This window comes from Sphingobacterium detergens, from assembly GCF_003610355.1.
Lineage (GTDB): Bacteria > Bacteroidota > Bacteroidia > Sphingobacteriales > Sphingobacteriaceae > Sphingobacterium > Sphingobacterium detergens.
Genome location: NZ_RAPY01000007.1, coordinates 114,660 through 139,257, shown reverse-complemented (window position 1 = coordinate 139,257; position 24,598 = coordinate 114,660). Strand labels below are relative to the sequence as shown.

The following is a 24,598-nucleotide window of genomic DNA, read 5'->3' as shown; positions in this document are numbered from 1 at the left end:
ACTAGAATTCGGTGACTTCGGCTTATCATTCCCATATCAAGTAGGGTAGAATTTAGCACCTTGTCAAGGGACAGGTTGCTAAGGCTTCATCGGGTCTATTCCCTCTGCCTTTCTCTATAAGCGATGCTAAGTTAGAACATTTCTTTTTGATATGCAAATTTTTTATAAAAGTGCATCTATTTTTTATATTCTACTAAGGATAGAAATGATTTATTTCTTTCTTTTTATTGGAAAGGAGGGTGAAATCACGCATTGGTATCTCACCCTCTATGCCTTTAACTCACCAGGAGTTTGTAACCTTTACCGTGGACATTGACGATTTCAACCTTGCTGTCTTCTCTTAGGTATTTACGAAGTTTGCTCAGGAATACGTCCATACTTCTACCTGTGAAGTAATTGTCGTCATGCCATATTTTTAATAAAGCTTCTTCCCTGGTCAATACATCATTCTTTTTTAAACAAAGTAGGCGAAGCAATTCAGCCTCTTTTGTCGATAGTTTTTGCATTTGACCCTTGTAGGAAATCTGCTGACTCGTATAATCGAAGAAGTAATCTCCAATTTCAAACTTATCTGCAACTACTTCGTCCTCTTTATCTCTGACACTTCGTTTCAATAGCGCATTAATCCGAAGAAGTAACTCCTCGACACGGAAAGGTTTTGTGATATAATCATCCCCACCTAATTCAAACGCTTCTGTCTTGTCCTCCATCATGCCTTTTGCGGTGGCGAAGATAATAGGTACTGTGCTATTTGTTTTTCTGATCTCACGGCCCACGGTAAAACCGTCTTTTTTAGGCATCATGACATCGAAAATGCATAAATCATAATCATTTTTTTTGAACTGAGAAACGGCTTCATCCCCGTCAATACAGAGCGTAACGTCAAATTTTCCCTTTAATTCGAGATAGTCCTTTAAAAGATCCCCCAAATTGGGATCATCCTCTGCTAATAATATCTTTTGCATAATGAATCTATTAATTTTCACTAATGTTCCCTGAATATACAAAAAAGGAACGTGTTATTTTTTTACGGGCAAAATTACTTCAAAGGTTGTGCCCTTATCTTTCTCACTTTTTACGGTGATTCTTCCATTGAGTCTTCTCAAAATATCCTGAACATAGCTTAAGCCCAGACCAAAACCTTTAACGTTGTGGACATTTCCTGTGGGGATACGATAAAATTGATCGAATATCTTTTGAAGGTGATCCCTACTCATGCCGATTCCATTGTCTGCGATAGTGATAACAATGTTGTCGCCAATATTTTTAGAACTGATATTTACATGTAAATCTCCTTTACTGTACTTAATTGCATTGTCCATTAGATTGTAAAATACATTGGAGAAATGCAGTTCATCCCCGACAACAATATCTTTTGTTGCCGCGAGATCGACACTGAATTTTCCGCCGATATTCTGCATCCGGAGCTGCATACTGTCTGTGACAGCGGCAACGAGGTCATTTATATGCACATCTTCGCGGTCGAGTTTCAGTGTTTCCTTTTCTAGTTTTGCTAAGTCTAATACGCGTTCAATATGATTTCCGAGGCGAACATTCTCATCGTAGATGATATTGGCCAATTTCTGTACACGTTTGTGGTCCGCATTGATATCAGGATCCTTAAGTGATTCACTGGCAATCATGATCGTGGCCACAGGAGTTTTAAACTCATGGGTCATGTTATTAATGAAGTCAGTTTTCATCTCAGATACCTTCTTTTGTCTAAAGATAATGATGAGTGTATAAGCAAAACATCCGACCAATAGAAATAAAAGTGTGAGCATAGGAAGTAGCAAGTAGCTCATATTATCTGCTATGATCGCCTTTTTGTTTGGGAAGTATATGGTCAGCTTCCCTGGGGCAGCACCAACATCACCTTTAAATAACGCTGTAGAATACTTTGTGGTATTTATGGGATTATTTAGTTCGGCCTCATTGAGAATATTATTTAGCAAAATATTGCTGGTGCTCCATATCTCGATATTAAACGGTGCTTTGATGTCACGATGGATCAATTCTTCTTTTAGGAGTTCCTGAACAATAATAATATTCAACCGATCCTTAAGCGGTCTTTTTGCCAACTCCATTCCGATAGCGACGTCTTCGATATAATCAGCCTTTTTACCACCAAGCATGGCGACAGAGTCATAAACATTGAAGCCATAGCCTGCATTTTTTTTCGACAGTTTATTTAATTTGGTTTCTAGCTCAAAAATTCGTTTCGATAGTTTTGGATTAGATCTTGGGGGAAGAGCGATAATACTTTTTGCTAGCAACCTTTTGAAATCATCGATATGAACAACGAGAAACCGAGTACTGTCGTCTTTTCCTTCTACACGTGGAATCGTTTTTGTTGCAGAAACAAGAATATCTTCTTGGTAATATAGTCCACTTGTCGGGGTTTTAACGATGTTAATTTCAACGAGATCTTGGTATTGAGTTCGTTTGACATAGGTTTCGTAAAACCAGTTTTCAATATTAATAATATTTGGATAGGTTGCTTTTAATCTATCTTCTTCTAATTTATATTTTTGATATATATGGTCCAATTTGCCTCTCAGGTTCTCAATCTGAGTTTGTAGTTGGAGCTGTTCGGTCAACTGTTGTTGCTTTGCCTGTTCCTGTTTGGATTTTTCGATATTACGCTCCTGTTGTACTTTCGCGAAATCGACAACTTCACGTCGCTCGAGTTTTCCAGCAACAGCAGTAAGTGCAGCATTGACTGACTCGTCAAAGAGCTGTGATTTTTGACGGTAGGAATCTCTCAGGAAATAGAATTGCATAGCCAATACGCCGATTAGTGCCAAAGACATTAGTCCAATGATTAATACAATACTATTTTTCTTCATGAAATTATGTTTTGCAAATATATATTTTCAATAGCATCATGAGCTCATTACATCCTGTGATTCTGAGCCATTCCCACATTCCATCTGTTGCTTTACTTGAATTGTTACAAATATAAAGATGCTAATTTGTTTTGGAGTTGTTTTAACAATGTTTAACAGCAATTGCTTTAAATCTTGGTTATGTTGTTGTAAATTAGAAGTTAAAATAGATTATGTTATGAAAACTTATGTATTATCATTGGCATTGTCTTTTACAGTGGGGATTGCTTTCGGTCAGATTAAGCTAAAAGAGCATCGTCCGTTACTGCAGGATAAGCAATCCAAGATGCCAGTCCTTGGATTAGATACCACATCGGCTAAGTATAATATGCCTGTTCAGAAATTCAAAAAGCTGGATGGTCTGGCACCTATGCCGGGAACAGAAAAATCGCCCAAGAGAAGAAAATCACAACAGGATACATTGCGGTTTAGGCTATTGGAAGATAGTTTGAAAGTAAAAGATTTCAAATTAAAGATTGACTCCTTGTACCCTAAGAAATAAAAAAAGAAAGGCATTCTCACGATGAGAATGCCTTTCTTTTTTATGATCCTATTTCTTACAACTGAGAAACACGGATTGTATTTGTTTTACCTTTTTCAATTAACGGAGTGGATGCCGTATTGATGATAATTGATCCTGGTTTAACATAGTTGTTTTTTACAATAAATCTATTGACATCATGGATAGAACCATCTGTGCTCTCAAATTTGTCGTAGATAAATGTTTTTACACCCCAAAGCAAACTCAATTGTTTCAATAGCTTTTCTGTTCCGGTAAATACCAAGATGTCTACGTTTGGTCTATAGCTTGTAATTTCAAATGCAGTTGCTCCAGAAGAAGTCAACACAGCGATTGCTGAAGCATTTGTTTTTTGAGCAAGATAAACTGAAGAAGCGCAAATCGCGTCTGGAATAAGTGTTCCGTCGTGGATTTCACTAACTTTCTCATTATAATAAGGATAAGAAGTTTGTTCCACGTGGATAATAATCTTACTCATTGTTTCGATTACAATTTCAGGGAATTCACCCACAGAAGTCTCGCCACTTAACATCACTGCATCTGCACCATCCAATACTGAATTGGCAACATCGTTTACTTCAGCACGAGTAGGACGAGGTGTTGTAATCATGCTCTCTAGCATTTGCGTAGCAATAATTACAGGTTTTGAAAGGTCTCTACATTTTTGGACAATGATCTTCTGAAGTCCTGGTACCTCTTCCATTGGAAGTTCAACACCCAAGTCACCACGAGCAACCATGACAGCGTCGGTAGCTTCGATGATTGCATCGATGTTTTCGATTGCTTCAGGTTTTTCTACTTTCGCGATTACGCGTGCGTGGCTTCCTTTTGCAGCAATGATTTCTTTGCATTGTGCAATATCTTCTGCCGAACGAACGAATGACATCGCGATCCAGTCAGCTCCGTGATCCAATGCAAAGTTTAAGTTATCTAAATCTTCTTCAGTCAATGAAGGGATAGATACTTTGGTGTTTGGTAAGTTTACGCCTTTACGTGAAGTAAGGACACCACCATGCACCACTTCACAAGTAACCGTGTCTTTATGGTTGGTCTCTAAAACACGAAGTTGAAGTTTTCCGTCATCAAGTAATATGATTTCGTTGGCTTCAACATCGTTTGGAAAGTTTTCGTATGTAATGTAGATTCTGTTTTCGTCTCCAATGAGTTCATGTGTGGTAATTTCAACTTTTGAACCATTTACGAGAACAGCACCACCCTCTTTCATTTTTCCGATCCGAATCTTGGGACCTTGTAAGTCAGCTAAGATGGCAACATTGAATCCGGTTTCATTATTTATTGCATTTATAGTTTCGATTACCTTAAGGTGATCTGCCTGGCTGCCATGAGAGAAATTCAACCGACACACATCAACCCCTTTGGCAATCATGTTGGTCAAAACTTGTTTGTCTGCCGAAGCAGGGCCTAATGTTGCGACAATTTTAGTCCTTTTTTGAACTTTTTCCATCTGTTATTTTGTATTTTTAATGTTCTTCATTTATGACAACAAACGGCAAGCCGTATTGTTGTCTTTTGTCAAAACTAAATCGAATTAATTTAGATTTACAGTTAGGTGTATTTGCTACACTAACCTACAGTCTGCTAAAATATGAGATTTTCTTTAGATTTCAATATTTTTGGTGATATTTCTTTTGCAATGACCACTTCCGGTAATTTGCTGATCCTTTTGATTATATGTTCAACATCGTCTTCGCAGATGTAATTTTTGATGATGACAAAGAAATCAAAATGGGGGTTTTCGGGAATTAAAAAGGTTCCCTCAATACTTTTATTGTTAATAAGAAAATATTCTGTGTCGGAATCCGGACTGAGATAATGAAAAGCAGTGAAGTGATAGCTGATTTTTTTCTTTACGTCAAAGATGATATGATATTCAAGTTCTTCTTCTGATTTATTTTTCGGGCGACCGTCATGGTCGTATTTGCTCTCCTTGCCTCTGGAAAAATCCAGGTTTGTCACTTTGTTGATAAAATGGCAGAGGCGGTAATCTTTAAGCGGACAGGTAATGGCGAGGAGGGTGAAATCTAACTCTTCATCCATATCCATGTCTAACCTTGCTACTAACTTATTGACCACTTTTTTCCTAAAATATATGTCCTTATGCTAACGAAGGTACTAATAATTTTAAGGTGGGAATATACTTTTTGTGTAAAATTTGAGTTAATTAGCTGAGTGTTTGGAATACAAAATAATTTTTGTTATACTTGAACTAAGTTAATATAGAGTGGGTTAGCTAGTATAAGACGCGAATAAGTTCGGTCGCCTAACATGGTGACTTTCATCTAAATATCAATTTAGGTTTGAATTTTGATGAAATTTATTTTTCTTTGCACAGATTTATTAAACAATTAAACTATAAAATCATGTCAGATATCGCTTCAAGAGTAAAAGCAATTATCGTTGAAAAATTAGGTGTAGACGAAAACGAAGTAACACCAGAAGCTTCATTCACTAATGATTTAGGTGCTGATTCACTTGACACTGTTGAGTTGATCATGGAGTTTGAAAAAGAATTCAACGTTGCTATTCCTGATGATCAAGCAGAGACTATTGGTACTGTTGGTCAAGCAATCGCTTATTTAGAAAAAAACGTTAACTAACTAATTTAATTAGGCTAATCGTAATAAATGGAGCTTAAAAGAGTAGTAGTAACAGGATTAGGCGCCCTTACACCAATTGGTAATACCGTCTCAGAATACTGGGAGGCGTTAATAAATGGTGTAAGCGGAGCTGCTCCTATTACGCATTTTGATGCGTCAAAATTCAAAACTCAGTTTGCGTGTGAGGTAAAGGGGTTTGATCCACATGATTTCATGGATCGTAAGGAAGCTCGTAAAGTCGATCCTTTTGTACAGTATGCAATTGCGTCTACTGATGAGGCAATTAAAGATGCTGGCTTAGATTTTGAAAAATTAGATACAAATCGTATCGGAGTAATATGGGGCTCAGGAATTGGAGGTCTGACAACTTTTACAGAAGAAGTTGCCAACTTTGCAAAGGGAGATGGAACACCACGTTTCAATCCTTTCTTTATTCCGAAGATGCTCGTTGATATTGCTCCAGGACATATTTCAATGCGTCATGGCCTTCGCGGTCCTAACTTTTCTGCAGTATCGGCCTGTGCCTCTGCTACCAATGCAATGATTGATGCTTTCAACTATATTCGTATGGGCAAAGCAGATGTGATTGTTACTGGTGGATCAGAAGCTACAGTCAATGAAGCTGGAATTGGTGGATTCAACGCTATGCATGCTTTGTCAACAAGAAATGATGATCCCAAAACAGCTTCCCGTCCTTTTGATAAAGACAGAGATGGTTTTGTTTCGGGTGAAGGTTCAGGTGCCTTGATCTTAGAAAGCTTAGAGCATGCCTTAGCACGTGGTGCAAAAATCTATGCAGAGATTGCAGGTGGTGGAATGAGTGCAGATGCACACCATATCACAGCTTCGCATCCAGAAGGATTGGGCGCTAAACTGGCAATGACAATGGCTGTCAATGATGCGGAGATGGATTTTTCAGATATTGATTATATCAATGTCCATGGAACATCTACACCGGTCGGCGATATCAGTGAAACAAAGGCTATTGTTGACCTGTTTGGTGAACACGCATATAAATTGAATATCAGTTCAACTAAATCAATGACTGGACACCTTTTGGGTGCTGCAGGAGCTATAGAAACTATCGCTTCGATCTTAGCTGTGCAAAATGATATTGTCCCACCGACAATCAATCACTTCACAGATGATCCGGAAATTGATAATAAATTGAATTTTACTTTCAACAAGGCGCAAAAACGTACAGTGAATGCGGCGTTGAGTAATACATTTGGATTCGGTGGCCATAATGCTACCGTGATTGTAAAAAAATATAAAGCTTAATGTTTGATCCTTCAAACATGGTTTGGTAATATGAGCTAGCGACAGGTTCTTTAATTAGAACTTGTCGCCTTATTTTTAGATGAGATGCCTTTTTCAAGGATATACAAGTTATATATTTCGCCGGATCGGGAATATGTTAAGAAACTAAAAAACCTACTAGGTTTTGTTCCCGGGAATGTGCATTTGTACAAGATGGCATTTAGACATAAGTCTGTTGCAGTAACAATCAAAGAGGGGGCTAAGAACAGTAATGAACGCCTGGAGTTTTTGGGGGATGCTGTTTTAGGTTCTGTCGTTGCCGAATTGTTGTTCAAGAAATATCCGTATAAAGACGAAGGTTTCCTAACTGAGATGCGTTCCAAAATCGTGAGTCGTGCAAACCTGAACCAACTTTCCAGAAAACTAGGATTCAACGAAATGATACAGTTCGATGCCCGAATGATCAGTTTCCCGAATAAACAAGGATCGTTGTTAGGTGATGCATTTGAAGCGCTGATTGGTGCCGTGTATCTGGACAAAGGTTATGTATTTACAAAAAGCTTTCTCCTAAACCGTATTATTAAACCACATGTTGATATCCAATTGTTGGAGCAGACCGAGACTAATTTCAAAAGTCGATTGATCGAATGGTGTCAGCATACTGGAAAAGAAATCCTATTTCAACAAACAGATAATCCAGAGGGTGAATCTTCGAAGATGTTTAGTGTCGAAGCTGTTGTAGATGGAGTTGTATGTGGTCTTGGACGCGATTTTAATAAAAAGTCGGCTGAAAAATTAGCAGCGGAAAAAGCCTGCGAATTTCTCAAGATTCTGGAAGTAGAATAAAGGATTTTTTGTTCTTTAATTTATTTAGTCCCCGCTAAATATTAACTTTGCCGGATATGGCAACAGTAAAACCTTCTTTGGCGAAAGGAACCCGTGATTTTTCGCCTTCCGAAATGATCAAACGTAATTATATTTTTGACACATTGAAAGCTGTGTTTAAAAAATATGGTTACAATGAAATACAGACGCCTTCATTTGAGAATTTAACGACCTTAACAGGTAAATACGGTGATGAAGGTGATAAATTGATCTTTAAGATCCTTAATTCCGGAGACTATTTGACAAAAGCTCCAGATAGTCTACTACAAGATAAAAATTCGAATAAGCTAATTCCTCATATTTCTGAAAAAGCACTAAGATATGATTTGACGGTGCCTTTTGCACGTTACGTTGTGATGCATCAAAATGATATCTCCTTACCATTTAAGCGTTTTCAGGTACAACCAGTCTGGCGTGCGGATCGTCCGCAAAGAGGCCGTTACCGCGAATTTTACCAATGTGATGTTGATGTGGTGGGATCAGAAAGCTTGCTGAATGAAGCTGAATTTATTCTGATTTATCAAGAGGCCTTCGAACGTTTTGGATTGAAAGATTTTAATATTAAAATCAACAACCGGAAGATCCTTTCTGGTATCGCCGAAATTATCGGAAAGCCAGAACTTATTGTCGATATGACTGTCGCCATTGATAAGTTGGATAAAATCGGATTGGATGGAGTCAATAAAGAATTGTTGGAAAGAGGTTTTACCGAAGCCGATCTAAATCTTTTGAAACCGATTATCTTATTGGAAGGTTCAAATGGGGAGAAACTTGCATCGCTAAAATCTATCTTGGCCAATTCCTCCATTGGTTTAACCGGTATTGCAGAGATTGAAGAGGTCTTTGATTATATTACCAAGTTGAGCGGGGATACGGAGTTATTGACCCGTATTATTGATCTGGATATTACATTGGCGCGAGGTCTCAATTATTATACAGGTTGTATTTTCGAGGTAAAGACAAATGAAGTAGCTATGGGAAGTATTGGGGGCGGTGGCCGCTATGATGACCTTACAGGAATGTTCGGATTGAAGGATCTGACAGGAGTGGGTGTCTCATTCGGTGCTGACCGTATATACGATGTGTTGGAAGAATTGAATTTATTCCCGGCAAATAAAGCGGATTCTACCAAGTTGTTGATTATCAATTTTGATAAACAACTTGAAACCTATACGCTAGGTTTGCTCAATAAACTTCGCAAGGAAAATATTGCGGTTGAATTGTATGCCGCTCCAGTGAAGCTGAAAAAGCAGATGGGTTATGCTGATGGAAAAGGAATCCCTTACGTGTTGTTGGTTGGAGATGAAGAGGTTTCATCCGGTCAATTATCGCTCAAGGACATGGAAAGTGGGGAGCAGGTGAAGGTTACCGAAAGTGAGCTTATCCAAAAACTGCGCTAGTAAACAATTTGTATAAAATAGATAAAGCCAAATGATTATTAAGTCGTTTGGCTTTTTTATTTTCATAAGTTTTTGATTTATTTGATTGTGCCGTTCATTTATTTGCTAAAAAATGCTATATACTTTAAATCAAATGTCTTAGAAGTGTCTTAAAGTATAAATAAAATTGACTTTTGACCAAGAAAATTCATCCAAAATTATTAGATTTGTAGTCTAGAATTGTAAGAAAATCAAAACTTTGAAATGAGTTCAACACCTATAACAAAAGAGACATATTTGGAGTGGTATAAGTCTATGTTACTTATGCGTAAGTTTGAAGAAAAAGCAGGTCAACTTTACGGACAGCAAAAGATTCGTGGTTTCTGTCACTTGTACATAGGACAAGAGGCAGTAGTCGCTGGAACGATGTCGGTTATCAAACCTGAGGATTCTTTAATCACTGCTTATCGTGATCACGCCCACGCTTTGGCTAAAGGCGTTTCTGCAAATGCTTGTATGGCTGAATTATATGGAAAGATCACTGGTTGTTCAAAAGGTAAAGGAGGCTCAATGCACTTCTTCTCTAAAGAACATAAATTCATGGGTGGCCATGGTATTGTCGGTGGTCAGATTCCTTTAGGTGCTGGTATCGCATTTGCTGAGAAATATCTTGGTACAGATAATGTAAACATCTGTTATATGGGCGATGGAGCTGTACGTCAAGGTGCATTTAACGAAACACTAAACATGGCGATGTTGTGGAAACTTCCAGTTATCTTCGTGTGTGAAAACAACGGTTATGCGATGGGTACTTCTGTACAACGTACAACTAACATGCAGGACATTTACAAAATGGGATTAGGTTTTGATATGCCTTCTGCTCCTGTAGATGGAATGGATGTCGTTGCTGTACACAACGCAATGGATGAAGCTGTTCAACGTGCTCGTGCTGGCGAAGGTCCTACATTCTTAGAAATCCGTACTTACCGTTATAAAGGACACTCAATGTCTGACCCTGCGAAATATCGTACGAAAGAGGAATTGGAAGCGTATAAAGATCGCGATCCATTATTGGCTACTAAACATGCTATTTTGGAAAACAAATATGCGGATGATGCTTGGTTTGCTGAGGTTGAGGCCGATGTGAAAAAAGTAGTTGATGAGTCGGTGAAATTTGCAGAAGAATCTCCTTACCCAACTGCAGATGAATTGTACAAAGATGTTTATGTACAACAAGACTATCCATTTATTTTAGATTAATACTCTTTAACTTGATAATATAATACAGAATGGCTGAAGTAGTAAGAATGCCCAAAATGAGCGACACAATGACCGAAGGGGTCATCGCAAAATGGCACAAAAATGTTGGTGATAAAGTAAATTCTGGTGATTTAGTAGCTGAAATTGAAACAGATAAAGCTACAATGGACTTTGAGTCTTACCAAGAAGGTACTCTTTTATATATTGGCCCTAAAGAAGGTGAAGCAGTAGCGATCGATGCTGTTATTGCTGTTTTGGGTGAACCTGGTGAAGATTTCCAAGCTTTGTTGAGCGGTGATGCTCCTGCAGCTGAGAAAGCACCAGAAAAAACCGAAGAAAAAAATACAGAGGAAGTTTCTACTCCAGAATCTTCGGCGAGCACAGTTACAGCTGAGGAATTGGGATGTACTGTGATCACAATGCCATTGTTAAGTGATACCATGAAAGAAGGTGTTATTGCACAATGGAATTTCAAAGTTGGTGACACGATCAAATCTGATGATGCTATCGCTGATGTAGAAACAGATAAAGCGACAATGGAAGTTACAGCTTATGCTGACGGTACATTGTTGTATGTTGGTCTTGAAGCCGGAGAAGCAGCAAAAGTAAATGATATTATTGCTATTGTTGGTCCTGCAGGAACTGATATTACACCTTTATTGAATCAAAAATCTGCTCCTGCAAAAGCGGAAACTGCGGAAGCACCTAAGGCTGATTCAGCTCCTACTGCAACTGCAGCTCCAGTAGCATCTGCTACAAATGATGACGCTCGTGTAAAGGCTTCTCCATTAGCACGTAAGATTGCAAAAGACAAAGGCATCAACTTGAGCGATATCAAAGGATCAGCAGATGGTGGTCGTATCGTGAAAAAAGATGTTGAATCTTTTGTTCCTGCTGCGGCGAAACCTGCTACAACAGCAGCTGCAGCGGCTCCTGCTACAGAGACAAAAGCAATTACTTTACCTACGTATGTTGGTGAAGAACGTTATACAGAGAAACCTGTCAACCAAATGCGTAAGACAATCGCGCGTCGTTTGGCGGAATCATTGTTTACAGCACCGCATTTCTACTTGACAGTTTCTATCGATATGGATAATGCAATGGTTGCTCGTGCGCAAATCAATGAGATCGCTCCAGTAAAAGTATCATTCAATGATATCGTGGTGAAAGCTGTTGCTGTCGCGTTGAAAAAACACCCAGCAGTGAATTCGTCTTGGCAAGGAGATAAAATCCGTTTCAACGAACATACCAACATTGGTGTGGCTATGGCTGTTGAAGATGGCTTGTTAGTTCCTGTAGTACGTTTTGCTGATGGTAAATCACTATCTCACATCTCTGCTGAAGTGAAAGATTTTGCTCAAAAAGCGAAAGCGAAAAAATTACAACCCGCGGATTGGGAAGGATCTACTTTCACAGTTTCCAACCTGGGAATGTTTGGAATAGATGAGTTTACATCTATCATTAACTCTCCTGATGGTGCTATTCTTTCAGTGGGAGCTATCCAAGCTGTTCCGGTTGTGAAAAATGGTGCTGTAGTTCCTGGTAACGTAATGAAAGTAACTTTGGGCTGTGACCACCGTGTGGTAGACGGCGCAACAGGTGCTGCATTCTTACAGACTTTAAAAGCATTGGTAGAAAATCCAGTTAGATTACTAGCATAGATTCCACAAGCCAATAAAATATTAGCCACTTTAGTAATAAAGTGGCTTTTTTTGTTCTAAAAATTCGTTTTTTTATACTAAAATCTTCATTTTAGCATTATTATCTTTAAACACGATTCTTTATTGAAAATCAAAAAGAATACACATTAATCAGAGTAAGAATAGCATGATTGTGATACAGGTATCGTGTAAAAAATGAGATACAGAATTGGCTTAGTGAACTAGGCAAACATAACACAATATAGAAAATCCAGGAGAAGCAATACGTGAAATTATTTTTTTTAAAGGGAATGGCAGCTCTTTTGTTCGTATCTACAATCGCTTGTAGTTCAAAAGAGAAAAAACAAAAAGAGGCGGCGATAGCACAAGCAAAAATAGATAGTACAAGACTCATTTATAATCCCCAGGATGCTGATCCAAAGATTGATGCCTTTATGAAAAACTTGCATTCAAAGGCTGCATTCAATGGAAATGTGCTGGTGGCGAAAGATGGAAAAATTCTATATCAAAATACTTTTGGCTGGGCCAATTACCTGAAGCGCGATAGCTTGGCAATTGATGATAAGTTTGAATTGGCTTCAGTCACCAAACCAATAACGGCTGTGGGTGTATTGAAGTTGGTCGAAGCTGGAAAATTACGTCTGGATCAGACGATCAATGATTTTTATCCGGATTTTCCGTACCCCGGTATTACTATTAAAATGCTATTGACCCACCGCTCGGGTTTACCTAACTATGTCTATTTTTCGGAAGACCACTGGCCTGATCGAAAAAAAGGAATGACGAATCAGGATGTTATGAAAATGCTGACAGAATTTAAGCCAAATAGATATGGTGCTCCGGGTGGTCGTTTTTTCTATAATAATTCCAACTTTATGGTTTTAGGAGCTATTATCGAAAAGGTGTCGAAGCAGGATTATGCGACCTATATGAAAGATAGTGTCTTCAATGTTGCAGGTATGACGAATACTGCCGCGTTGTCAAAGGCTGTCTATGATAAGATCCCAACTAATGTTATTGGTCATGATAAAGTATGGCGAAGATCTGTTGTACAGAATTTTCAAGATGGCCCATTGGGTGACAAGGGAGTTTACAGTACAGTACGTGACCTATACCGCTTTGATCTGGCGCTGCGGGATGGACGATTATTGAAGCAATCGACCTTGGATTCGGCTTATCGCGGTTACCCTGATGCCAAAAAAGGCATTTTTAGCTACGGCTACGGATGGCGGACATTTGAACATGGAAACGATCATATTGTCTACCATACCGGATGGTGGCACGGTTTTCGTCACATTTATGTACGGGATCTGAAAAGGAATATTGTGATTGTTTTACTTTCCAATATGACAAATGGTAGCTTGGTGAAATTGGATGAACTTTATAAAATTTTGGGGATGCCAGTTTTACGTAAGAATGCCTACAGTACCCATGGCGATTTTATTATTGATGAATAGATCCATTCCCTTGATCGCTGTAAAAAATAGAAGCAGTGTGTTTAAAGGGAAACTACAGGATTAAAACTCCAATACCGATGAAGGCTGTGTAAATGCCTTTGCGCCGTATAGTTGATGAACAAATAAGTATAAGGATGAAAAAGACATTAATCTTAGGTGCGAGTACGAACCCTTCGCGTTATTCAAATAAGGCAGCGAATATGCTCCGTAAGCACGGACATGATATTGTTAACATCGGTTTGAGCGGGGGAGAAGTGGCTGGTGCGCCTATCGAGAAGAAAGGCGAGGTGCATACCGATATTGACACAGTGACCATGTATCTTGGGGAGCAAAATCAAAAGGAGTATTATAACTATATTCTAGCAACTAAGCCAAAGCGTATAATATTTAATCCGGGAGCTGAGAATGCTGAGTTAGAGCAGATAGCTATGGAGAATGGTATTAAAACTGAAAGAGCCTGTACTCTGGTATTATTGAGTACAGGTCAGTTTTAGATTTTGGATTTCTGGAGCAATTCAACAGACAAATACTTTGTGATAAAATAGTTTGTCAAACCGATTGTATTACTGTCCAGATTCAAGCTTGATACTTTTATATCGCAATGTTCTTTTAATATCGCCATTGTATACGAATTGATTGCCTGTTGTATCGGGATCGTGATTAATTCATTGGCTTTGGCAATTTTACCGCCAAGTACAATAAGTTCTGGATTGAGCAGCTGGATCAGGGACGCGAAAGCTTTACCTAGATTTGTTCCCAACTTAGAAATTTGGTTTATAGCAAATTGATCACCTTTATTAGCCGCCTCGATCACATGAGTTGGTGTTAGGTGATCCAGTTCCTCCTTATGTAATTCATTGAGCTTAGTAAGTTCACCTTTTTGGATCTCCTGTTTTGCATTGTTGACCAGAGCAATTCCCGAAGCAACTGTTTCAAGGCAACCTCTTTTTCCACAATAACACAATTCGCCATTATCAATAAAGGGCATATGACCCACCTCGCCGGAATAACCATCCCGTCCGAGATAAACTTCACCATTGGAAACTATTCCAAGACCTATTCCCCAATCCATTAAGATAATAAGGCTATTTCTCGTGTTTTTGGCTAGACCAAATTTTAGTTCTGCATATGCTGCGCCCTTTACGTCATTGAGTATATAAACAGGTTTGCTATATTTGTTCTCGAAGTATGCCGTAATGGATTGTGATGCGTCATGCAAAAACGTCTCATTAGTTCCCTCCTCAGCATTGATTAGACCCGGCATGCTAATGATCAGTCCGGTTAAATTTTCCGTATCTACTGATTTTTCTAACAAATATTGATCGATAATCCGCGTAATATCATGAAGATTATCAGCATTGCGTGATAATTCATTATCCAGTTCTACAGTTTCAGCAACTATATTTTGGTTGTTATCCATGATGCTCAGCGTAATGGAGAAGCGCTGCAGCTCGATGCATAACACCTGAAACAATCCATCACACAGCCGATATAGGTTTGGTTTGCGACCACCGATAGATTCTCCCTTGTCAAATTGACGGACAATGTTATCCTCCAATAATTCAGCAATCAGGCTGTTGACCGTAGGAAGGCTTAGGGAGAGATTTTTTACAATGTCGTTTACTGATACAGATCCTAATTCGGCTATTAATTTGATAATTGAAAGTTTATTGAATAGATTTTTCTTTTCAGGTTTACTATCCAATTTTTTGTTAATCAGTAAGTTCACGGCTTTTGTCATAAAACATCATATTTTGAATTAGAATCCTAGAACCTTAATTTAATAAAAGTTTTGGAATCATTCGGTTATTTTTCTCACTTGTCAAACAAGCCGGTTGTTTAGAAAAAAGGGGATAAGATCCCTTATCCCCTTTATTTTACACTTCGTAAAACTATTTGAGCTTTTTTACTCGAATGTCTTTGAAGAATACTTCAGTTCCATGTCCCAAGAAACCAAGGTGGCCACTTGTACGTTTTAAACCTGGATGCTCTTTACCATCCAACGTGCCATTTTTACTGGCTTCAGCAATATCAGCGTCAACGATGACAGTGCCATTCAAGGTTACCTTAACACGGTTGCCTTTTACATAGATTTCTTCGGAGTTCCACTCACCCAATGGTTTTAAGTAACCTCTTTTAGCTGTTACCACACCGTAGATAGAGCCATGATATTGATAAGGTTTTAAATCTTTATAGACATCGGCATCGTTATCGAGAACTTGGATTTCCATGGCTTCATAAGCCGCATCACCTTCTAATGGGGCACGTATCCCGACACCATTGTTAGCTCCTGGTGTCAATTTGAAGTCAAAGCGATAGATAAAATCTGAGTACTCTTCTTTTGTATACAAGTTTCCACCAAATTTAGCATTAGGGTATACCCAGATATAACCTTCATCATTAATGATGTAAGCTTTGTTTTCAGTCCATTTGTCCAGATTTGTTCCGTCAAATAGCACCTCAAAACCATCTTTTTTCTCTTGGTCGCTTATTTTGAAGATCTGCTTTCTAGGGAATTCCTTGATGAAAAGATCTCTGTAGTAAACAACTGACCCATGAGCTTGGAGTTCGATCTGTTCTGTAGGGAAAATGGATTGATTTCTGTCCCAATAATTTTCAAGTGGAATATTATCGGTGACCAATTGACCATTTAACCAAACGGTGACTCTATCGTCGACCATTTTGATTTTGAAGGTATTCCATTCACCAGTAGCATTGTCAGCAACCTTGAGTGGTTTGCTTTCATTTTTTTGGTTGTTGTACAATCCACCTGAGCCTACTTGAGCGCCCACTCTTGTATTGGCGATATCCCAAATTTGTACTTGTGGAGTGCCTCTCAAGTAGATACCAGCATCACCCTCTATACCACCATAGTTCTCCAATTTCCAGTCTACAAGCATCTCAAAATCTCCATATTGTTTTATGGTAGCTAGGTTATCTCCTTTTCCACTAAAAACAATCTCTCCATTCGAGGCTGACCAACCCTTGCGCATGATCTCGTCTGCTTTCGCTTGCTCGGTTGCCAGCGTTTTGGCGTTCATTTTACCTCGTTTGATTGGATCGGCGACTAATCCTTTCCAACCGCTAAGGTCCTTACCATTGAAAAGTGATACATACCCTTCTTTTACTGGCATTTCAGAAATGTAGCGAACAACCGCCTCTTTCAGGTAACCACTCTCGCTACCGGATAGTTTGCCAATTACCTGTTCTAGAACTTCTCTGACTTTGCTACCATAGTATTTATTGTCCATGGCAATATTCATGGCTGTATTCGCAGCGGCTTCTCCTAGCTGGGAGTCAGCCATTTTATCTGCAGCAAAAATAAAAGCTTGATAAGTACCTGTTGGTTGAAGAGCTGAAAGTGCAGCCTTCTTCTGTTCTACAGTCTTTGCAACACTAAATGCGTCACGCAATAAAAGTGTTTTTTGATCAGCCGTATTAGCCGAAGATGAAATAGACTTGATTAATCCTCTGTAAACCGTATTGAATAGGTTGTCATCTTTTTCTGTTCTTGATAAGGATACTAGTTTAGGAAGTGCATTAGCGGATGACCAACTTGACAGCGATGTAATGGCTGCAGTCCTTAATTCCGGATTATTATTATTTACGTAATTGCCGACTGCTTGCAACGATTGATCGTCACCAAGTCCAGCAAAAATAGGGAAGTATTTTGCAGCGCTAGGAGCGGCTGATTTTGAAATATTTGCAGCTAATTTTCCTGTTAATCCTTTTGCATTAGGGCTTGATTGAACAACATTGACAACTGCTTTTTGCAATAAAGTTGCCGATTTCGGATCAGTGGTATTGTTCAACCTATTGAAAAGTTCTTCAAGATCAGATTCCTGAGCGACATTAGGTAAAGCTTTATTTATTGCTTCCTCTACTGTTGGATTTGTTGTTTTAATCGCTAGAACAGCTTTTGAAGACGCATTATTGGAGCGTTTACTCAATATATCCAATAACTGAACTTTTTTGCTGTCATCAACAGAAGCGAGTGCAGTATTGACATCATTGATCACATTAGCATCCTTTGAGGATAGGATAAGCGCCTTAACAGAATTGTTAAATTCTTGATCCGCATCAAAGGCCTGTATTAGGGTATTGGTCTCTTTTCCTTGTGAAAGTGTGTTGATCGCGCTTAATCCTGCCAATTTTGTCACTGGCGAAGTCGTTTTGCCGACTAAGGCCTGGATTGCGTTTAAACTGCTCGCAGATCCGTTGTGTGCGAGATAGTTTAGGACACTTTCCTGTACCTCTGGTGTACCCTTACTCGCTAGAGCCAACAGGCTTTTCGCATCACTACCTTTACCATATTTACCGAGCAATTGCAACGCAAGGTTACGGTATGCACCATTATCACTCTTTACAGCAGACAGTAGATTTTTTTGTTGCTTACCTGGATTGATGGCAGCCAGTAATTTCAATGAAGCAAATTGTCCGTTGATGGATTTCGCTTTCTGTGATTCCTGGAAGAATTTGTTCAGGAATTTGATGGCATCTTGATCATGCTTATTGTCGATCAACGATTGTGCATAGTCAATACCTAGTCCGACAGCATCAAATTTATCGTAACTGTATGCCGCATCGTTCAATTTATTTTGGAATAACGAAGCGGAAGCTGTACCACCAATTTTACTTAATGCGATCAAAGCGGTGCGTTGGAAAGCATCAGAGTTATATTTTTTGGTGAAATCCAAAATAGCGTTTTCAGCATTTGCAACCTTTAAATCACCTAGCGCTGTAACAATAGCGATTGCAGTTTTTTCGGTTGTAGAAGCTGCTAATGCTTTTTCCAATGCTGCAGCTGACTCGTTGGTACGGATAGAGACCAAAGTTCTTGCAGCAGCATCAGCTAGATTATCGTTCGTTAAACAATTTGCCACAGCTGAGATTGCGGAGTTATCTGCGCACTGGCGGAGCAAACGTAAGGCGAAAACTTGATTTGTAGGTTCGCTCAGTTGTGCAATGGATTTTGCTAAACCTTCAACATATACTTTTTTTTGCTGTTCTTTTCCAGTCTGATTGACATAAAAAGAATAGCTGTTGGCAGCGAATTCAATTGGAGCATTATTACTTCCTGGCGCTTTTAGACCTTTAAGAAAAGCAACGATGTCATCGGAAGTAAATCCTTCCAGCTCGTGCATGGCGAGCAGGAACTTTTCTTTTTCCTCTGCGGGCTGCTGAGCCAGCACATCAGCTATTTTGGTAGCTGTGGTTCTATTTTGCGGTTGCTGGGCATATGAGGCACTCGAGATGAGAAGCAATACAGCCAGCGAATTAAATATCTTTTTCATTGAGATTATTTATCTTTTATCGGCATGAATCTACCATGATTACTACTATCCATCCGGTGTTCTGATGTCTTTTTTTGTTCATGATATTTCATCGGATTATAATTGTTAGATAGACCAAGGACCTCTCATTGGTTGGTGAATTAAACGATTTGCAGCGTCATCATCAATAAATTGCTCATTTTGAGAATCGTATTTTAATGAGCGGTTGAGGCGCAGTGCTGCTAATCCCATATTAACCAATGTACAGGAGCGGTGTCCATTTATTTCATTGAGCGCGAATTTTTCGCGTGTCCGGACAGATTCCAAAAAGTCGGTGATTTGTGGTGCAGGCTCAGGGTATTGCGCCAGTTTTCTTTCCAGATCAGGAATATCGGACGCAAATCCTTTATATAATTTACCTTTAGGCCCTTCAATATAAGCCGCTTTTTCATCTTTGGCCTCACCATCTAAAATGATCTGACAGCCATCAGCATAAGTGAACGTAATGCGTCTCCAGGTACCAACGGCATCTGGGTGTTGTTGTGGTGCATCCACATCTACACTCACAGGGCTTTCATTGTCTTTACCCAAGAAATATTGCACTGGATCCATATAATGTTGGCCCATATCACCTAATCCACCACCATCATAATCCCAATATCCTCTAAAAGTGGTGTGTACGCGATGTTTATTGTAAGGTTTATATGGTGCTGGACCCAACCAAAATTCGTAGTCTAGTTCGGCAGGCACTTGTTCTTCTGGTAGGTTTTCTTTTCCTACCCAGTAGAATTTCCAGTCAAACCCTGTATGCTTACTTATCGTTACTTTTAATGGCCAACCCAACATGCCTGTATCTACTAGTTTTTTGATTTTACTAACAGGTACATTCATTCCATAAAAATCATCTTTGAAGCGAAACCAGGTGTTCAAACGGAACATATTTCCGTGTTGTGCAATGGCTTCTTTCACTTTCTTACCTTCACCAATCGTACGCGTCATTGGCTTTTCACACCAGATATCTTTTCCAGCTTTAGCAGCCTCTATAGACATAAGACCATGCCAGTGCGGCGGAGTTGCAATGTGGACAATATCTACTTCTGGAGATTTGATTAATTCTCTAAAATCGTGGTATTCTTTTATGCCGCCACCCAAGTCACTTTGTGCAGCTGCAAGATGGCTTTTGTCAACGTCACAAATGGCAACTGTTTTTGTTCCGGCATAGCCGAAGTGCCCACGGCCCATATTTCCGACGCCAATTACTCCTTTGGTTAGATGATCACTCGGAGCAAGATAGCCTTGGCCTCCAAGTACAAAGCGTGGTACAATAGAAAATGCTGCAGCACCTACCACTGATTTTTTAATGAAATCACGCCTTGATGAATTCTGTTCTTTCATGTTGGTTGGATTAGTTGTTTTATAATTGATCCATTTTAGGCTGTTAAAATTAACTGCAATTGGATATTGAACCTAAAAATAGATAAAAAACTGATAAATATAAACTGATAACTAAAATTTTATTATTGTTTCTTCTTGTTTTATGAAAAAATAATAAAAGAATAGCTCTAAATTCATTTCTTTCGTATATAAGGATCGATTCTATTGTCCAAAGCTAATATTTAGTTACAGAATTGTTACATGGGTTGCACCGCCAGAATTTCTTACTAAAAGGCAAAAATTTTCCAGACACAATCTAATCCACCTCGTGATATAGACCTTCAGTATGTGGGCATTTTGAAAGGGCAGAACGATTTATTGGTCCTATTGATACCTGAATAGTCCGCCTTAATTTGTATTCATCCAGAGGGTACTCACAAAAAAGCAGGTGGCAGGATACCAGAAAATCGTGAAACCACTCAATCGTTTTCGTAAAACAAGCTTGATTATACTTAGAGAATCAAGCATCTTTATGGAGCCTTCAAAAGAAGGAAACCGATATGATGAAACCAAAAACACTATTCATAATTATTTTTGCGACAATCCTACCCGTAATGGGATTTGGGCAATTTAAAGTTGCGCCACTCGGAAATACGATATATGAGGGTGTGTTTACAGGGAATGGTCTATTGGGAACGATGACTTACCTATCGGGTAAAAAATCTGTGCGTATTGACATCGGCCGAACGGATGTATATGATCACCGTGCAAACTCGGAGGATAAGTTGTTCGATAAAGCCCGTCTTTCATTGGGGCACTTTGATCTGGACCTGGGGAGTGCAATCGTCCAAAGCAGGGGTGATATCCATCTAAAGGAGGCTTATGCCGTGGCAACTGTCTCGACAGATCAGGGACAGATCAAAGTGAAGACGACAACACTTTCCAATGATAATATTATCTTATTGGAGGTGTTAAAAAAAGAGTTTAAGGGGAAGTATACGCTCAATTGGGTAGCCGATTCGGCAATCAGTCCACGCATGAAATTTTCCTATACCCAAAAACCGAAAAGATATCTAGCTAATCCTGCTGGAAAGAATGGACAAGAAGGTCATATAAAATACTATGAACAAGCATTAACAGCGGGTGGGGGGTATACGACTGCCTATCTGCTGCGATCAACGAAAGACACGGATACCTATGTGGTCACCGTTGGCTATAATCAAAAATCAACAGATTTTACCCAACAAACGTTAGCGTATCTTCTAAAATTTGGCGTGCGGGAAATAAATGCCGGTTTGAAACAACATCGTCAATGGTGGACGAACTATTTTAAGGCATCTACACTTGAACTGCCTGATTCAACTTATCAAGGTTTCTATGATATGCAATTGTACAAGCTGGCAAGCGCAACGCGATCGGATAAACCAGCTATGGATCTACAAGGGCCGTGGACGAGTCCTACTCCCTGGCCAGCTTATTGGCTCAATCTAAATATGCAGCTCGCCTATTCACCGACTTTTAAAGCAAATCATCTGGATATCGCCAATTCCTTGATTCAAATGATTGACCAAAATAAGGATAATCTGCGCCTTAATGTTCCGGAACCCTATCGCTACAATAGTATAGCTGTGGGGCGTTCTTCTGCACCAGATTTATGGAGCCCAGTATTATTGCAAAAAGGTGTCTCCCTTGAAAAAGCCTCTGATGGTGATAAAGAGCTTGGTAACCTTGTATGGCTACTGCACAGCTACTATCAGTATTATCGGGCAACACTGTCGCGAGATGTATATGATCGTTTATTCCCACTTTTGAAGGAAGCAGTCAACTACCATTTGCATTTGCTGGAGAAAGATCAAAATGGGAAATATGCTATCGCTGTTAAAACCTATTCACCTGAATATTCAAAAGGATTTGCTTATAATACAAACTACGACCTATCAATCCTAACGTGGGGCTTAAAGGCTTTACTGGAACTAGATGACGAACGTGGAGGCAACGATCCACTTCATGCCGTATGGAAGGATGTGCTGGAACATTTGGTTGAATACCCACAAAACACTGATGGTTTTATGATTGCCAAAGATGTACCCTATGACGAGTCACATCGACACTATTCGCATCTGATGATGATTTATCCTTTTTATGATGTAAACTGGGATCAAAAGGAAAACAGGGAGCTGATTGAAAAATCTATTGCACATTGGCAGAGTAAAAAACAATGGCTTCAGGGCTATTCCTTTTCGGGGGCGGCTTCGATGTATGCCATGATGGGACGCGGCGATGCGGCTTTAGCTTCGTTGGATGTTTTATTGAACAAATATGTAAAAGCGAATACCCTCTATGCGGAAAGTGGTCCTGTGATCGAAACACCGTTGGCCGCCATGGCAAGTATACAGGAACTATGTCTGCAATATTGGAATGGCATATTGCGCGTATTCCCAGCTGTTCCGAGCAAATGGAAGGATGTCTCCTTTAACCAGTTTTTAGCGGATGGGGGGAATTTGATTTCTGCACAACGTAAAAATGGGAATACAGTAGCTGTTGAAGTTAAAAGCCAATACGGTGGAACATTAAAGCTAAAGCTCGATATGCTTAACCCAATCGTTAAAATACAGGGAAAGGGTAAGTATACGAAGCAGGAGGATGGTTTAATCAGTTTAGAACTCAATAAGGGAGCTATAGTCGCTATCCGTGAAAGTAAATAACAGCAATATAGATTAAAACAATTAAAGTAAACAACGTATAGAAAGGGAATATAACTAATGAGATTTAGAAAGCAAATTTTTATGATTTTATGGGCTGCTCTGGGAACAGGTACTTTGGTCCATGGGCAAACTGTGAAATTGAAACTGTCAAAAGAGTTTGTACAACAGCAACTGGATGCAGCTGCCAAGCAGATTAAAGTTTTGGATAAGGAAACACCGGCGGATAAGTTTCCGAAAACATTTGAAAATGGTAAAGAAGTTTTCTCGTCATCAAGCTGGTGGTGTTCAGGATTCTATCCTGGGACTTTATTCTATTTATATGAAGGAACCAAAGATCCAGATCTACTAAAGAAAGCGGAGGATAAATTAACTTACTTAGAAAAGGAGAAGAATAATAAGGGTACACACGACTTGGGTTTTATGTTGTTCTGTAGTTTTGGAAATGCCCTTCGATTGACTGGGAATACACAACAATATGAACCAGTTTTGACAACAGGAGCAAATTCATTGGCATCGCGTTATAGTCCGAAGACCAAAACTATCCGTTCATGGGATCACGGGTCCTGGGATTATCCCGTCATTATAGACAATATGATGAACTTAGAGTTTTTGACACAGGTCTCTAAAATAACCGGAGATAAAAAGTACTATGATATTGCAGTCACACATGCTGAAACTACGTTAAAAAACCATTTTCGGAAAGATTATAGTTCTTACCATGTGATCGACTATGATAAGAATACAGGTAAAGTTCGCGCGAAGAAGACACATCAAGGTGCATTTGATGAGTCAGCCTGGTCACGGGGACAGGGTTGGGCCTTATATGGTTATACGATGATGTACCGTGAAACAAAGAAAAAGGAGTTTTTAAAGCAGGCACAGCAGATAGCGAAATACATTCTTGATAATCCAGACTTACCTTCAGATTTGATCCCGTACTGGGATTTTGATAAAGATAAGATCGCTGCATCTGATAAGATGTACCCAAATAAAGATTTAAGGGACGTCTCCGCTGCTGCGTTGTACGCTTCGGCCCTACTTGAGCTTTCGCAATACACCAAAGGCAGCGAATCCGCACTTTACTTTGAAAAAGCGGAGAAAATGATCAAAAATCTATCTCAAGCACCTTATTTGGCTACTTATGGCCAAAATGGTGGCTATATTCTTCAGCATAGTGTGGGGGCGCTTCCTTTAAATTCGGAGATTGACGTACCATTGACCTATGCTGATTACTATTATGTGGAAGCATTGGTGCGTTATAAAAGGCTCTTGGATGGCGAACCAATGATTAAGGAAATCGCGAAGTAAATACAATAAA

The 24,598-nt window shown here is 39.2% G+C and carries 18 protein-coding genes and 1 riboswitch; of the genes, 11 read left to right on the top strand and 7 right to left on the bottom strand.

Annotated elements, in window-relative coordinates:
* Nucleotides 1-19: 19 nt before the first annotated feature.
* Nucleotides 20-123, bottom strand: a riboswitch (SAM riboswitch).
* A gap of 152 nt (nt 124-275) precedes the next feature.
* Together DFQ12_RS25075 and DFQ12_RS25070 are read right to left on the bottom strand one after the other, a co-directional pair.
* Nucleotides 276-965, bottom strand: coding sequence for a response regulator transcription factor (locus tag DFQ12_RS25075; protein ID WP_120261768.1), 690 nt, complete (start codon nt 963-965; stop codon nt 276-278).
* Nucleotides 966-1,019: 54 nt separating this feature from the next.
* Complete coding sequence (locus DFQ12_RS25070; RefSeq protein WP_120261767.1) at nt 1,020-2,849, bottom strand: ATP-binding protein; 1,830 nt, start codon at nt 2,847-2,849, stop codon at nt 1,020-1,022.
* Between the two features lie 217 nt (nt 2,850-3,066).
* On the opposite strand from DFQ12_RS25070, the gene DFQ12_RS25065 reads away from it, so the two are divergent.
* Nucleotides 3,067-3,390 (top strand): hypothetical protein, encoded by a 324-nt coding sequence (locus DFQ12_RS25065; protein ID WP_120261766.1) that lies wholly within the window; start codon nt 3,067-3,069, stop codon nt 3,388-3,390.
* 55 nt (nt 3,391-3,445) lie between these two features.
* On the opposite strand, the gene pyk is transcribed toward DFQ12_RS25065, so the two are convergent.
* Entirely contained in the window at nt 3,446-4,873 is a 1,428-nt protein-coding gene (gene pyk / locus DFQ12_RS25060) for a pyruvate kinase (RefSeq protein ID WP_120261765.1), read from the bottom strand.
* A 134-nt stretch (nt 4,874-5,007) separates the two neighbouring features.
* On the bottom strand, nt 5,008-5,472 hold the full coding sequence (locus DFQ12_RS25055; protein WP_120261764.1) for an IPExxxVDY family protein: 465 nt from the start codon (nt 5,470-5,472) through the stop codon (nt 5,008-5,010).
* A gap of 317 nt (nt 5,473-5,789) precedes the next feature.
* On the opposite strand from DFQ12_RS25055, the gene DFQ12_RS25050 reads away from it, so the two are divergent.
* The 8 genes from DFQ12_RS25050 (at nt 5,790) to DFQ12_RS25015 (ending at nt 14,422) form a co-directional block, all read left to right on the top strand.
* The gene (locus tag DFQ12_RS25050; protein ID WP_028070665.1) at nt 5,790-6,026 is read left to right on the top strand and encodes an acyl carrier protein; all 237 of its coding nucleotides are present in this window, start codon (nt 5,790-5,792) and stop codon (nt 6,024-6,026) included.
* Between the two features lie 27 nt (nt 6,027-6,053).
* The gene (gene fabF / locus DFQ12_RS25045; RefSeq protein ID WP_120261763.1) at nt 6,054-7,307 is read left to right on the top strand and encodes a beta-ketoacyl-ACP synthase II; all 1,254 of its coding nucleotides are present in this window, start codon (nt 6,054-6,056) and stop codon (nt 7,305-7,307) included.
* 84 nt (nt 7,308-7,391) lie between these two features.
* Nucleotides 7,392-8,132, top strand: a complete 741-nt coding sequence (rnc, locus tag DFQ12_RS25040) for a ribonuclease III (RefSeq protein ID WP_120261762.1) — start codon at nt 7,392-7,394, stop codon at nt 8,130-8,132.
* A 56-nt stretch (nt 8,133-8,188) separates the two neighbouring features.
* Complete coding sequence (hisS, locus tag DFQ12_RS25035) at nt 8,189-9,571, top strand: histidine--tRNA ligase (protein ID WP_120261761.1); 1,383 nt, start codon at nt 8,189-8,191, stop codon at nt 9,569-9,571.
* Between the two features lie 243 nt (nt 9,572-9,814).
* Nucleotides 9,815-10,810 carry a pyruvate dehydrogenase (acetyl-transferring) E1 component subunit alpha gene (pdhA, locus tag DFQ12_RS25030; RefSeq protein WP_120261760.1) on the top strand — a complete coding sequence of 332 codons (996 nt, stop codon included), beginning with the start codon at nt 9,815-9,817 and terminating at the stop codon, nt 10,808-10,810.
* Between the two features lie 29 nt (nt 10,811-10,839).
* Nucleotides 10,840-12,471: a pyruvate dehydrogenase complex dihydrolipoamide acetyltransferase gene (locus DFQ12_RS25025; protein WP_120261759.1), complete on the top strand. Its 1,632-nt coding sequence runs from the start codon at nt 10,840-10,842 to the stop codon at nt 12,469-12,471.
* 290 nt (nt 12,472-12,761) lie between these two features.
* Nucleotides 12,762-13,928 carry a serine hydrolase domain-containing protein gene (locus DFQ12_RS25020; protein ID WP_120261758.1) on the top strand — a complete coding sequence of 389 codons (1,167 nt, stop codon included), beginning with the start codon at nt 12,762-12,764 and terminating at the stop codon, nt 13,926-13,928.
* 134 nt (nt 13,929-14,062) lie between these two features.
* Complete coding sequence (locus tag DFQ12_RS25015) at nt 14,063-14,422, top strand: CoA-binding protein (protein ID WP_120261757.1); 360 nt, start codon at nt 14,063-14,065, stop codon at nt 14,420-14,422.
* Here the strand turns inward: DFQ12_RS25015 and DFQ12_RS25010 are convergent.
* The 3 genes from DFQ12_RS25010 to DFQ12_RS25000 all read right to left on the bottom strand — a co-directional run bounded on the left by DFQ12_RS25010 (nt 14,419) and on the right by DFQ12_RS25000 (nt 20,596).
* On the bottom strand, nt 14,419-15,669 hold the full coding sequence (locus DFQ12_RS25010) for an ROK family protein (RefSeq protein WP_120261756.1): 1,251 nt from the start codon (nt 15,667-15,669) through the stop codon (nt 14,419-14,421). The two genes, DFQ12_RS25015 and DFQ12_RS25010, sit on opposite strands and share 4 nt — an antisense overlap.
* Nucleotides 15,670-15,820: 151 nt before the next feature.
* Entirely contained in the window at nt 15,821-19,222 is a 3,402-nt protein-coding gene (locus tag DFQ12_RS25005) for a 3-keto-alpha-glucoside-1,2-lyase-like domain-containing protein (RefSeq protein ID WP_120261755.1), read from the bottom strand.
* A 105-nt stretch (nt 19,223-19,327) separates the two neighbouring features.
* Nucleotides 19,328-20,596: a Gfo/Idh/MocA family oxidoreductase gene (locus DFQ12_RS25000; RefSeq protein ID WP_120261754.1), complete on the bottom strand. Its 1,269-nt coding sequence runs from the start codon at nt 20,594-20,596 to the stop codon at nt 19,328-19,330.
* Between the two features lie 539 nt (nt 20,597-21,135).
* Here DFQ12_RS25000 and DFQ12_RS24990 point away from each other — a divergent pair.
* Nucleotides 21,136-23,280, top strand: coding sequence for a glycosyl hydrolase family 95 catalytic domain-containing protein (locus DFQ12_RS24990; protein ID WP_147420474.1), 2,145 nt, complete (start codon nt 21,136-21,138; stop codon nt 23,278-23,280).
* Between the two features lie 57 nt (nt 23,281-23,337).
* Nucleotides 23,338-24,588 carry a glycoside hydrolase family 88 protein gene (locus DFQ12_RS24985; protein WP_120261751.1) on the top strand — a complete coding sequence of 417 codons (1,251 nt, stop codon included), beginning with the start codon at nt 23,338-23,340 and terminating at the stop codon, nt 24,586-24,588.
* The last annotated feature ends 10 nt before the right edge of the window (nt 24,589-24,598 follow it).